Source organism: Anaeromyxobacter oryzae (genome assembly GCF_023169945.1).
Classification (GTDB): Bacteria; Myxococcota; Myxococcia; order Myxococcales; family Anaeromyxobacteraceae; genus Anaeromyxobacter; species Anaeromyxobacter oryzae.
Genome location: NZ_AP025591.1, coordinates 3,972,212 through 3,984,861, shown reverse-complemented (window position 1 = coordinate 3,984,861; position 12,650 = coordinate 3,972,212). Strand labels below are relative to the sequence as shown.

The 12,650-nt window shown below is 74.3% G+C and carries 9 protein-coding genes; 5 read left to right on the top strand and 4 right to left on the bottom strand.

What is annotated here, in order from left to right; translation table 11 throughout:
- Nucleotides 1-438: 438 nt before the first annotated feature.
- Nucleotides 439-1,242 (top strand): hypothetical protein, encoded by an 804-nt coding sequence (locus AMOR_RS17410; protein ID WP_248352854.1) that lies wholly within the window; start codon nucleotides 439-441, stop codon nucleotides 1,240-1,242.
- Nucleotides 1,243-1,308: 66 nt separating this feature from the next.
- Here the strand turns inward: AMOR_RS17410 and AMOR_RS17405 are convergent, their stop codons facing one another.
- Nucleotides 1,309-2,523: a glutathione-independent formaldehyde dehydrogenase gene (locus tag AMOR_RS17405; protein ID WP_248352852.1), complete on the bottom strand. Its 1,215-nt coding sequence runs from the start codon at nucleotides 2,521-2,523 to the stop codon at nucleotides 1,309-1,311.
- A 179-nt stretch (nucleotides 2,524-2,702) separates the two neighbouring features.
- Between AMOR_RS17405 and aat the strand changes: the two genes are divergently transcribed.
- A complete protein-coding gene (aat, locus tag AMOR_RS17400; RefSeq protein WP_248352850.1) occupies nucleotides 2,703-3,401 on the top strand; it encodes a leucyl/phenylalanyl-tRNA--protein transferase in 699 nt (232 codons plus the stop codon).
- 10 nt (nucleotides 3,402-3,411) lie between these two features.
- Here aat and AMOR_RS17395 read toward each other — a convergent pair whose 3' ends face one another.
- Complete coding sequence (locus AMOR_RS17395) at nucleotides 3,412-5,370, bottom strand: S9 family peptidase (protein WP_248352848.1); 1,959 nt, start codon at nucleotides 5,368-5,370, stop codon at nucleotides 3,412-3,414.
- Nucleotides 5,371-5,509: 139 nt separating this feature from the next.
- Here AMOR_RS17395 and AMOR_RS17390 point away from each other — a divergent pair, with 139 nt between their 5' ends.
- Both AMOR_RS17390 and clpA read left to right on the top strand, forming a co-directional pair.
- Nucleotides 5,510-5,836, top strand: a complete 327-nt coding sequence (locus AMOR_RS17390) for an ATP-dependent Clp protease adaptor ClpS (RefSeq protein ID WP_248352846.1) — start codon at nucleotides 5,510-5,512, stop codon at nucleotides 5,834-5,836.
- A 2-nt stretch (nucleotides 5,837-5,838) separates the two neighbouring features.
- Entirely contained in the window at nucleotides 5,839-8,145 is a 2,307-nt protein-coding gene (clpA, locus tag AMOR_RS17385) for an ATP-dependent Clp protease ATP-binding subunit ClpA (RefSeq protein ID WP_248352844.1), read from the top strand.
- An 81-nt stretch (nucleotides 8,146-8,226) separates the two neighbouring features.
- Here the strand turns inward: clpA and AMOR_RS17380 are convergent, their stop codons facing one another.
- Nucleotides 8,227-9,111, bottom strand: a complete 885-nt coding sequence (locus tag AMOR_RS17380) for a hypothetical protein (protein WP_248352841.1) — start codon at nucleotides 9,109-9,111, stop codon at nucleotides 8,227-8,229.
- Between the two features lie 174 nt (nucleotides 9,112-9,285).
- Nucleotides 9,286-9,723, bottom strand: coding sequence for an Hsp20/alpha crystallin family protein (locus AMOR_RS17375; RefSeq protein ID WP_248352839.1), 438 nt, complete (start codon nucleotides 9,721-9,723; stop codon nucleotides 9,286-9,288).
- Nucleotides 9,724-10,026: 303 nt separating this feature from the next.
- On the opposite strand from AMOR_RS17375, the gene hrpB reads away from it, so the two are divergent.
- Entirely contained in the window at nucleotides 10,027-12,636 is a 2,610-nt protein-coding gene (hrpB, locus tag AMOR_RS17370) for an ATP-dependent helicase HrpB (RefSeq protein ID WP_248352837.1), read from the top strand.
- The last annotated feature ends 14 nt before the right edge of the window (nucleotides 12,637-12,650 follow it).

The following is a 12,650-nucleotide window of genomic DNA, read 5'->3' as shown; positions in this document are numbered from 1 at the left end:
CAGACTTCCCTCCTGCTCCACGGTCCGGGGCCCGCGCTGGGGCGTAAACTGTTGGGCAACGCGGCGCGGCGGAAGGTCTCTGAAGGGTCAGGCTCGCGATTCGCGCCCGGCCCGACCATCCGGCCCGTCCACCTCGAGCGGTCCCGCGCCGTCCGCCGGAGGCGCGGGAGCCGCCCGCGCGCCATTCTACCGACGGTGTAGTCCACCGGATGGTGTGCCGCGATCCGGAAGGCGCGGAGGTCGCGCGGGGCGCCCCTCCTGGCTGCCGCACCTTCCGTGAACCTCGCCTCCCCGCGTTCCGCGGAGTCCGCGCGCTCCGCTCGTCCACCGGCCGCCGGGCGAGGCGCCGAGCGTCCCGGGCGAGAGGCCGACGCCAGACCACCCTTTGGCCCGCGCCCCTCGCGAGCACCACCTTTTGGTCGGAGGGGAACCAACCCAATGAACAAGCACGCGCTCTTCCTCGTTGCCGCCCTCGCGCCGCTCGCTGCGCTCGGCCAGGCACCGCAGGCCTATCCGTATCCCCCGCAGCAGCAGCCACAGGCGCAGCCGCAGCCACCCCAGCAGCAACCCCAGCCGCCACAGCAGCCGCAGCAACCGCAGCAACCGCAACAGCCGCCCCAGCAGCAGCCGGCGCAGCAGCCGCAGTACGAGCCGCAGGGCACCGGCTCGTCGGCCGCGGGGGCCGCCCCGTCCCCGGCGCCCTCCTCGGCGTCCGCACCCTCGTCGGGCACGGCGCCTTCGTCCTCTTCGTCGTCCACCTCCGGCCAGACCGGCGGTGGCGCCGCCTCGCAGCAGGTCGTGGTGAACCCGCCGCAAGGCGCGCCGGGGCAGCCGCCGCCCTCCTCGACGACGGTGGTGAACCCGCCGCCCCCCGCGACCGGGAGCGGCGGCGGCGGCGTGTACGAGCGCGAGCAGCCGCGGCGGAACCCCCTCGCGACCGTGCTCACGGACACGGCCTACGGCGGCGCGGCCGGGCTCCTCGTCGGCGGCGGCGTCGCCCTCGTGAACCAGGGAGGCGACTGGGGGAAGGACCTCATGGTCGGCGCCGGGATCGGCATCATCGTCGGCGCGACCGTCGGCGTCGTGCACGCGGCCGTCGAGACGCGGAGCGCGGAGCGCGCGCCGCAGTACGGCGCCCTCCCCTCGCCGCGGGCCCGCCTCGCCCTCGACGGCGAGGGGAGCACGGCCCGCGACCCGGTGATCCAGCGGGCTCCGCTCGTCGCGTGGGGCGGGAGGTTCTGACCCCGGAGCGCGCGAAGCGCCCGGCCCCGGCGCGAGAACGCTGCGGACCGGGCGCTCCTCCGTTGCTCAGTGCGCCGCCGAGGGCTGCCCCATCGCGGGCTTGATGAGGACCTTCGTGTACCCCGGCTCGCGCCGGTCGAACTTCGCGTACGCGTCGGGCGCCTCCGAGAGCGGGATCCGCCGGGACACGATGAAGCTCGGCTTCGCCCGGCCGGCGATGATGAGGTCGCGCAGCGCGAGGCTGTAGCTCTTCACCGGCGTCTGCCCCATGCCGACCCGGATCCCCTTCTCCCAGAGGGCGCCCCACGGCAGCCGGTACTCGCCCTGCTTCGCGGCCTTGTCCTTGCCGCCGGGATCCTCGGGGAGGAAGACGCCGATGATCCCCAGCGCGCCGGTGGGGTTCACGATCTCCGCGAGCTGCTCGGTCACCGAGGTCGGCTGCTCCTTCGAGGGGTCCTCGAAGTCCTTGGCCTGGTAGCCCACCGCGTCGATGCCGCACATGACCCCGGCCATCTTCTCCTCGCCCTTGCGCATCGCCCCCCGCACGAGCGGGTTCTTGAGGCGCAGGTCCCGGATCTGCTGCGCGGGCGGGCCCTTGCGGAAGTCGACCGCGACCGCGCCGATCTTCTGGGCGCGCTCGAGCCGCTCCGGGACGGCATCCACGACGTACACCTCGGCCGCGCCCCGCAGCATGGAGCTGTAGGCCGCGAGCAGGCCGACCGGGCCGGCGCCGAAGATCGCGACCGTCGAGCCCGGCTGGACGTTCGCCATCTCCGCGGCGTGGTAGCCGGTCGGGAAGATGTCGGAGAGCAGCAGGAAGTCGTCCTCGAGCTCGTCGCCCGGCTTCCCCGGCAGCTTGATGCAGTTGGCCTCGCCCCAGGGTACGCGGAGCAGCTCGGCCTGCCCGCCGCGGTACGGGCCCATGCCGACGTAGCCGTACGCGGCGCCCGCCGCCTCGTCGTTCGTCACGAGGCACGCGTTCGTGTAGCCGCGCGAGCAGTTGAAGCAGGTGCCGCAGCAGACGTTGAAGGGCAACACCACGCGGTCGCCCTTCCGGAGCTGCTGCACGGCGCTGCCCACCTCCTCGATGACGCCCATGTTCTCGTGGCCCAGCACGACGCCGGGCTCGGCCGACGTGCGCCCCTCGTACATGTGCAGGTCGCTCCCGCAGATCCCCGCGGTGCTGATCCGCACGAGGACGTCGGTCGCGCTCTCGATCCTCGGATCCTCGACCTGATCGACGGACACCTTCCCCGGCCCCTTCCACACCACCGCTCTCATGTCGCCTCCGTTCAGGGAAAGCGGAAACGTCGACACCGCGGCGGCGCACGGCAGCGGACGGCGCGCGGGGCGAGCCGGACCGGGGCGGACCGCCGGCCGCCCGCCGCGCGAGGCCGTCCCGCGCCGTCCGGGAGCGGTCCGGGTTGTGCTCCGGCCGTCCGCCGGTATGCTCCCCTCCAGTGCCGATCTACCGCCTGCCCCGCGAGCCCGTGTTCCCCGATCCCGCGCACGCGGAGCCCGATGGGCTCCTCGCCGTGGGCGGGGACCTCTCGCCGGAGCGGCTGCTCACCGCCTACGCCGAGGGGATCTTCCCCTGGTTCAGCGAGGGCACGCCGATCCTGTGGTGGTCTCCGGATCCGCGCCTCGTGCTCGACCCGCCCGCGCTCCACGTCCCGCGCTCGCTCGCGCGCACGATCCGGCGCGGCGCCTACCGGGTGACCGCCGACGCGGCGTTCGGCGACGTGATCCGCCGGTGCGCCGGACAGGAGCGGCCGGGGCAAGACGGCACGTGGATCACCGACGAGATGGTCGCGGCGTACGAGCGCCTCCACGCGCTCGGGTTCGCCCACTCCTTCGAGGCCTGGGAAGGCGAGGCGCTCGCGGGCGGCCTCTACGGAGTGTCGCTCGGCGCGGCGTTCTTCGGCGAGTCCATGTTCGCGGACCGGCCGGACGCCTCGAAGGTCGCGTTCGTCCGCGGCGTCGAGTGGCTCCGGGGGTGGGCCGTCCAGCTGGTCGACTGCCAGGTCCGGACCGAGCACCTCGTCCGCTTCGGCGCACGGGAGATCCCGCGCGCCCAGTTCCTCGCGCGGCTCGAGGCGGCGCTCGCGGCGCCGACGTGGCGCGGGCGGTGGGACCTCGACGCGACGGCGCCCCCGTAGGGCGCCTCGCTCACCGCACCGGAGCCGGCTCCGCGGTCTCGCGGAGCATCCTCTCGAGGAACAGGATCGTGACCGCCGTCGCCACGTCCCGGTTCTCCTTCTTCTGGAACCCGTGACCCTCGTCGAGGGCGAGGAGGTACCAGACCTCCTTCCCGTTCGCCCGGACGGCCTTCACGATCTGCTCGGCCTCGGACTGCGGGACGCGCGGATCGTTCCTGCCCTGGATGACGAGCAGCGGCGCCCGGAGGAGGTCCGCGTGGTTCAGGGGCGAGATGCGCTCCTGCACCGCCCGGACCTCCGGGATCCGCTCGTCGCCGTACTCGGCGCGGCGGAGATCGCGGCGGTACGCCTGGGTCGACTCGAGGAACGTCGGGAGCGAGCTGATGCCGACGACGTCCACGCCGGCGCGGATCCGCGCCGGCTGGAAGACGAGCGAGGCGAGCACCATGTACCCACCGTACGACCCGCCCCAGGACGCGACGCGCCCGGCGTCGAGCCGCGGATCCTTCCCGATGAAGTCCAGGGTCGCGCCGATGTCGGCGAGCGACGCCTCGCGCTTCACGCCGTCGTCGGCGGCGAGGTACGCCTTCCCGTAGCCGTCCGAGCCGCGCACGTTCGGCTGGAGCACGGCGAACCCGAGCTCGGTGACGAGGTACTGCACGGTGGGCTTCAGCACCGGGCGGTTCTGCCCCTCGGGCCCGCCGTGCCAGTCGATGATCACCGGCCGGCGCGCGCCCCCGGGCGGCCGGTACAGGAACGCCGGCACCGTGATCCCGTCCGTCGACGGGTACCGGACCAGCTCGGGCGCGACGAAGGTCGCGGGATCGAGGCCGCCCACCTCGGAGCGCGTCCACCGCTCCGCCTTCCCGGTGCGGAGGCTCACCACGTACGCGTCCTCGGGCGCGGTGGCGGTCATCACCGACAGCGCGAGCAGGTCCTTCCGGCCCCGCGGGAACACGAGGCGCGTCACCTCGCCGGCCGGGATCTCGATGCGGCGCGGCGGGGCGCCGGGCCCGTCCGCCACGTACAGGCGCGAGTACCCGTCCTCGTTCACCGTGAAGGCGAGCCGCCCGTCGGGCGCCAGCTCGAGCGCCTCGACGTCCCACGCGCCCGCCGGGAAGGGCGCACCCCGCGGGCCATCGCGGACGGGGAAGGAGCGCAGCTTCACCCAGTCCCCGCTCCCGAGGTCGGACGCGACGAGCACGCTCGCGCCGTCCGGCGCGAACGCGGCGCCGCGGATCCCGGCGTGCTCGAGGAGGCGCCGCGGCGGGCCCGAGGTGCCGATGGAACCGTCCTCCCCGAGCGTCACCAGGATGAGGTCCGCGTCCGCGATCGACCGGAACTGCAGGACGAGGAGGTGCAGCCCGTCCCGCGAGAACGCGACCGGGGTGAACGTCCCGCTGCCCTCGACGACGCGCGCCTGCCGCCGGGTCGTGGTGGACGCGACGTAGACGTCGGAGTCCTTCCCGTTCCGGTCCGTGCCGGCCCACGCGAGGTGCCGCCCGGTCGGCGAGACGACCAGCGCCTCGTGCCGGCTCTTCCCGTCGGTGAGCAGCGCCGACCGGCCGGTTCGCCGGTCGAGGCGGTAGAGCTGGTAGAACTCGCCGCCGCCCTTGTCCTGCAGGTAGTACACCGTCCGCGGGTCGCCGGCCGCGAACCGCGCCTCGAGCACCGGCTCGTCGCCGAACGTGATCTGCTCGCGCATCCCCAGCGGCCGCGTCACGACGTGCAGCTGGCTCGTGTTGCCGAAGCGGGTCCGGACGAGGAGCGCGCTGCCGTCGTCCGCGACGTCCATGAGGCTCGCCGCGCGGACGTTCTGGTACTGGTTCAGCCGCGCCGCGAGCTCGGGCGGAACGGGCGGGACTCCGAGCTGCAGCAGGTTCGGCCGGCCGGGGACGGGAGCGACGTCGAGGGTCGACGCGGGGGTCTCGGCGGCGAGGGCGAGCGCGAGCAGGAGGGCGGTCGTCATCCACGCATCTTACCGGGGCGCCGCGCGACGGCGCGGTGCGCCGTCTCGTGGGCGGGGTGCGCCCCGCCGGGGACCGCGCCCGTCGACCGGGCCGGCGCTCGCCGCCGCCCGTCCGCGGGTCCGTTACAATGACCGCACCATGGCCGAGCGCGCCCGTCCCGGGGACGGCACCGACGTCGTCGTCCCCAAGACGAAGACCGAGAAGGAGACGAAGCGGCCCCCGCTCTACAGGGTTCTGCTGCACAACGACGACTACACCACCCAGGAGTTCGTCGACTGGGTGCTGATCACGGTCTTCAACCACGACGCGGAGTCCGCGCACCGCATCATGCTGCACGTTCACATGCACGGCGTCGGCGTCGCGGGTATCTATCCCTACGAGATCGCGGAGACGAAGGCGAAGAAGACCACGGAGCTGGCGCGCGAGGCGGAGTACCCGCTCCTCGTGACGATCGAGCCGGAGTAGCGATGGTGACCGTTTCGAAGGAGCTTCAGCAGACCCTGCAGGCGGCCGTGGGCGAGGCCCGCCGGCGGCGACACGAGTACGTCACGCTGGAGCACCTGCTCCACGCGATGACGAAGGACAAGGTCGCCTCCGAGGTCCTCCTCGCGTGCGGCGCCGACCTGAAGCTGCTCGAGAAGGAGCTCGAGGACTACCTGGACCGGACCCTCGAGTCCGTGTCGGGGTCCCAGGATCCGGAGCAGACGGCCGCGTTCCAGCGCGTGCTGCAGCGGGCCGCCTGGCACGTCCAGGGCTCGGGCCGCACCGAGCTGAACGCCGGCGACGTCCTCGTGGCCATCACGCGCGAGCGCGGCTCGCACGCGGTCTACCTCCTCGAGAAGCAGGGTGTCCGGCGGCTCGACATCCTCCAGTACATCTCCCACGGGATCGGCAAGGACGGTGGTGGAGGCGATGGCGCGGACGGCGAGGGCGGCGGCGAGGAGAACGAGGAGGGCGGGCCGAGGCCGGTGAAGGACCCGTTCCGGACGTTCACCGTGAACCTGGTGGAGCGCGCGGCGCAGGGGCTCATCGACCCTCTCATCGGCCGCGAGAACGAGATCGAGCGGACCATCCAGGTGCTCTGCCGTCGCCGGAAGAACAACCCGGTGTTCGTCGGCGAGCCGGGCGTCGGCAAGACCGCGATCGTGGAGGGCCTCGCCCTCCGGATCCACCAGAAGCGCGTGCCGGAGATCCTCGCGAAGGCCGCGATCTACTCGCTCGACATGGGCGCGCTGCTCGCCGGCACCAAGTTCCGCGGCGAGTTCGAGCAGCGGCTCAAGGGCGTCATCGCCGGCGTGAAGAAGACGCCGCACGCGATCCTGTTCATCGACGAGATCCACACCATCGTCGGCGCCGGCGCGACCACCGGCTCCTCGATGGACGCCTCGAACCTCCTGAAGCCCGCGCTCGCCTCGGGCGAGCTGCGCTGCATCGGCTCCACGACGTTCCACGACTACAAGCAGACGTTCGAGCGCGACCACGCGCTCGCCCGCCGGTTCCAGAAGATCGAGGTCGTCGAGCCCTCGGTCGAGGACACGGTCAAGATCCTGAAGGGCCTGAAGAGGGTCTACGAGGAGCACCACGGCGTCGAGTACACGCCCCGCGCCCTGCGCGCCGCGGCGGAGCTCTCCGCGAAGCACATCAACGACCGGCAGCTCCCGGACAAGGCGATCGACGTCCTCGACGAGGCCGGCGCCCGCGACCGGATGCGCGAGGACGTGAAGCGGAAGCACCGCATCACCGCCCGCGACGTGGAGCGGGTCGTGGCGAAGATCGCCAAGATCCCCGAGCGGACCGTCTCCGCGGACGACCAGGCGCAGCTCGCGAACCTCGAGCCCGAGCTCAAGAAGGTGATCTACGGGCAGGAGAAGGCCATCGAGGCGATCTCGTCGGCCATCAAGCTCTCCCGCTCCGGCCTCGGCTCGCCCGAGAAGCCCATCGGCAACTTCCTCTTCTCCGGCCCCACCGGCGTCGGGAAGACCGAGCTCGCGAAGCAGCTCGCGCGCATCCTCGGCGTCGAGTTCCTCCGCTTCGACATGACGGAGTACCAGGAGAAGCACACCGTCTCGCGCCTCATCGGCGCGCCCCCGGGCTACGTGGGCTTCGACCAGGGCGGGCTCCTCACCGACGCGATCCGCAAGACGCCGTACGCGGTCCTCCTCCTCGACGAGATCGAGAAGGCCCACCCGGACATCTACAACCTGCTGCTCCAGGTGATGGACCACGCGACGCTCACCGACAACAACGGCCGCAAGGCGGACTTCCGGCACGTCGTCCTCATCATGACGACCAACGCCGGCGCCCAGGACCTCTCGGCCCGCCGCGTCGGCTTCGGCCAGGACATGTCGGATCCGGGGAACGCGCGGAACGCCATCGAGCGGACCTTCAGCCCCGAGTTCCGCAACCGGCTCGATGCCTGGGTGGCCTTCGACTCGCTGCCGACCGAGGTGATCCTCAAGGTCGTCGACAAGATGGTGAAGGAGCTCGAGGGCCAGCTCGCGGAGAAGAAGGTGAAGATCGAGCTCGCGCCCGAGGGCCGGCAGTGGCTCGCCGAGCACGGGTTCGACCGGAAGATGGGCGCGCGCCCGATGGCGCGGCTCATCCAGAACGAGGTGAAGAAGCCGCTCGCGGAGAAGATCCTCTTCGGCGAGCTGCACTCCGGCGGCACGGTCCGCCTCGAGGTGGATCCCGGCGGCGAGAAGCTGCGCCTCGTGGTGACGGCCGTCGCGCCGCCGCCGCCGCCGCCGGCGAGGAAGGTCCCGGAGCCGGCGTAGGGAGCGGGCGACTTCGACGACGACGCGAAGGAAGAGGCCCCGAGCGTCCCTGGACGCCCGGGGCCTCTCCGTTCACGGCCGTTACCGGCCGACGACCTTCCGCAGCGCCCCCTCGATCGAGTCCGGCGCGCAGCGGATGTTCATGAAGCTGTGGCTGCCCATCATCGAGAGGTCCGGGAAGTTCACGGCGATCCGGAACTTCGCGTGCAGCGCGAGCACCTGCCCCTTCGACACCACGAGCTCGTACGGCAGGTGCCCCGTGGAGCGGAGCGGCTTGAAGTCGATCTCGCGCATCACGCTGCCGTCGCCGCCGCAGCCGTCGGAGAGGGCGACGCCGAAGACGCTCTCGTCCGCGCCGGGCAGGTCGATCCGGTAGACCTTGCGCGTGCCGCCCCTCCCCGCCGCGAGGCCGGCCTCCACCGCCGCGATCGCGTCCGCCTGCGACGCGAACGCGCCGAGCTTCCAGGGCTCGTCGAAGTACGGCATCCCGAGCGTGTAGTGGTACCCGCGGAGGTCCTTCGCGGTGCGGCCGTCGCCCGGCCCGAACTCCTCGAGGCGTCCGAGGGCGGACCCGAGCGCGGCGGCGACGGGCGAGAGATCCGCCTTCATGCGGTAGGCGGCCGCCATGTAGACGGGGTTCGTGTACGCGACCTGCACCTCGTCCGACACCTTCGTCACGGAGACGCGCTGGGCGGCGCCGTACCCGCCGAACCGGTTCTGCGCCGCAGCCGCGCGGAGGTCGGCGCTCGTCACCGCGAGCACCACGGCGCCGTCGTAGGGCGCGTACTCCCCGACCAGCTCGAACCCCGCGGCGGAGAGCTTCGCCTTCACCGCGGCGGCGGCGGCCGGCACCTCGCCGGCGCCGCGCGAGGCGAGCACGAACGGCTTGAGGCGTGGCGCGTCCGCGGCGGTCGCCGCCCCGGCGGCCGCGACGAGCGCGGCCGCACAGATGGATCTCCAGGTCATGGTGCCCTCCGAGCGTGTGTGCTCGGCGGCTTGGAGCCCGTCCGCGGTCACTCGGTTCGGGGAGAGGCCGCGGCGTGACGCCGCAGAGGGCCACGCGCGCTCTCCGTGAACGCGGCGGAGCCCCCGAGCGTCGCTCGACGCCCGGGGGCCCGTTCCCTCCGGTGCACGCTCGCCCTACTTCACCTGCACCGAGATCGTCCGCGGCTTCGCCTCCTCGCGCTTCGGCAGCTCCACCGTGAGCACGCCGCCCTCGTAGCGCGCCTCGACGCGCGAGCCGTCCACGGTCTTCGGCAGCCGGAAGGAGCGGAAGAAGGTCCCGAAGCTCCGCTCGCTCCGGTGCACCGTCTCGCCGCCCGCGAGCACGGGCTGCTTCCGCTCGGCCTGGACGCTGAGCGTGTCGTTCTCGATGTCGATCTTCAGCGCGGCCGGCTCGAGCCCGGGCAGATCCAGCACCACGCGGTACCCCGCCTCGGTCTCGAGGACGTCGGCGGCGGGTGCGAGGCCGTAGCTCCACGCCCCGGCCGCGGGCCGGGCGAGGCCGTTCACGAGCCGGTCCACCTCGGCGGTGAGCGCGGCGAATCCACCGTTCCTGTCGTTCCACAGCGTCGTCATGGTCGTCTCCTGTTCCGCGCGGGCGCGTGCGCCCGGCGGTTGGTCCTGGTGAGTGTTCGAGTCCCCGGGGCGCGGCGGGTCGGGGGTCGGTGCCGCGCCGCGTCCGTGCTCTCCACGTAAGGCTCGGGGCAGGGCTGTCAAGCGGCCCTCGGATGGGCACGGGCACGGGTTGCGGCCCACGGGCCACGGGACGCGGGAGGCGGGCACGGAGAGGCCGGGTACGTTCACGGGCACGGGTTCGGGCACGAGCCCCGGGGGCGGTTGTGTCGCCTCCAGGTCTCCGCCCGGGTTAGAACGCCGTCCGTGCCGCTTCAGCTCCCCATCGACGAGGTGCTCCCGGACATCGTGGCCGCCGCCCGCGCCGGGCCGGCCGTCGTCGTCGAGGCGCCCCCCGGCGCGGGGAAGACGACGCGCGTCCCGGTCGCCCTGCACGCGGCGGGGCTCGCCGGCCGCGGCGAGGTCGTGGTGCTCGAGCCGCGCCGGCTGGCGGCGCGGATGGCGGCGCGGCGCGTCGCGGAGGAGCTCGGGGAGCGCCCCGGCGAGACCGTCGGGTACCAGGTCCGGTTCGACGAGGTGGCGGGGCCGCGGACGAGGATCCGGTACGTGACGGAGGGGCTGCTCACGCGGCGGCTCCTCTCCGAGCCCACCCTGCCCGGCGTCGGCGCGGTGGTCCTCGACGAGTTCCACGAGCGGCACCTCCAGGGCGATCTCGCCCTCGCGTTCCTCCGGCGGCTCCAGCGCACGGCGCGCCCCGATCTGAAGCTCGTCGCGATGTCCGCGACCCTCGACGCCGCGCCGGTGGCGCGCTTCCTCGGGGCGGCCTCCGTCCGCTCGGAGGGGCGACGGTTCGACGTCGCCGTCGAGTACCTGTCGCCGGAGGAGGCCGCCCGTCCGGACGTGCGGCTCGACGGGCTGGTCGCGCGCGCCGTGCGCCGGCTGCACCGCGAGGGGATCGACGGCGACGTCCTGGTGTTCCTGCCCGGCGCCGCGGAGATCCGGTGGGCGCGCGAGGCGCTCGGCGCCTGGGCGGCGGAGGCGGGCGTCGACGTGCTCCCGCTGCACGGCGATCTCCCGGCCGAGGAGCAGGACCGCGCCGTGCGGCCCGGCCCGCGCCGCAAGGTGATCCTCTCGACGAACGTCGCCGAGACCTCCGTCACGATCGAGGGAGTCGTCGCGGTGGTGGACTCGGGCCTCGCGCGCGTGGCGTCGCACTCGCCCTGGTCCGGCCTGCCCACGCTCGAGGTGAAGAAGGTGAGCCGCGCGTCGGCCGCGCAGCGCGCCGGACGCGCGGGCCGGACGCGGCCCGGGCGCGCGCTCCGCCTCTACACGCGCCACGACCACGACGCCCGCCCCGAGTTCGACGTCCCAGAGGTCCTCCGCGAGGACCTCTCGGAGACCCTGCTCGCGCTCGCGGGCCTCGGCGCCGGCGAGGGGTTCGAGTGGTTCGAGCCGCCGCCGCCGCCGGCGCTCGAGGCCGCGCGCACGCTGCTCCTCCGCCTCGGCGCGGTCGGTCCCGGCGGCGCGCTCACCGCGACGGGCCGCCGGATGCTCGGGCTGCCCCTCCACCCGCGCCTCGCGCGCCTCGTCGTCGAGGCTGCGGATCGCGGTGCGCCGGAGGAGGGCGCCCTGCTCGCGGCGCTCCTCGGCGAGCGCGACCTCCGCGACCGCCGCGCGCTCGAGGGCGCGGCGCTGCCGCCCACGGGCCCGTCGGACCTGCTCGAGCTCGCGCACGCCTTCGAGGAGGCCGCGCGCGCCCGCTTCGATCCCGACCGGCTCCGGCGGATGGGCGTGAACCCGGGCGCGGCGCAGGCGGTCGAGCGGAGCCGGCGGCAGCTCGCGCGGCTCGCGCGCGCTCATCCCGTTCGCCCCGAGCGCGGCGCCCGCGCAGCGGGCGCGGAGTCGACCGGCGCGGACCCGGACGACGCCCTCCTCGCCGCGACGCTCGCCGCCTACCCGGACCGCGTCGGCCGGCGCCGCGCGCCCGGATCCGACGAGATCGTCCTCGTGGGCGGGGGCAGCGCCCGGCTCGATCCCGCGAGCGTCGTCCGGGAGGCGCCGCTGCTCGTCGCCGTCGACGCCGAGGAGCGCCGCGGGGATCGCCGCGCGCCGGGCGCCGGGCGCGGCGCCGAGGTGCGGGTCCGGATCGCGAGCGCGGTGACGCAGGAGCTGCTCCTCGACCTCGTCCCCGGCGCGCTCCGGTACGAGGATGCCGTCTCCTGGAACGCCGCCGCGGAGCGGGTCGAGGCGACGGAGCGGCTCCTCTACGAGGACCTCGTCCTCGAGGAGACGCGCGCGCAGCGGCCGGATCCGGAGCGGGTCGCGGCGCGCCTCGCGGAGGAGGCCCTCGCCGCCGGCGCGCGCGCCTTCGCGCCCGAGGGCGCCCTCGACCGGCTCCTCGCACGGATCGCGTTCGCGGCGGAGCACGCGCCCGAGACCGGGCTCGCACCGCCCGGAGAGCCCGAGCTCCAGGCGGCGCTCCGGGACGCGGCCCAGGGGCGCCGGAGCTTCGGGGAGCTCCGCGAGGCCGACCTGCCGGCCGCGCTCCTCGGCCGGCTCGAGCCGCGGGCGCGCGCCGCCCTCGAGCGGCTCGCCCCGGAGCGGCTCGTGCTCCCCGGAGGGCGGAGCGCGCGCGTCCAGTACGAGCCTGGCAAGCCGCCCTGGATCGAGAGCCGGCTGCAGGACTTCTTCGGCATGGCCCAGGGGCCGGCGATCGCCGGCGGTCGTGTGCCGGTCGTGCTGCACCTGCTCGCGCCGAACCAGCGCGCGGTGCAGGTGACGACGGACCTCGCGGGCTTCTGGGACCGGCACTACCCGGCGCTCCGCCGCGAGCTGTCCAGGCGCTACCCCCGGCACGCCTGGCCGGAGGACCCGCGCACCGCGCAGCCGCCGGCGCCGCGCCCGCGCCGCGCCTGAGCGGCCGCACCCGG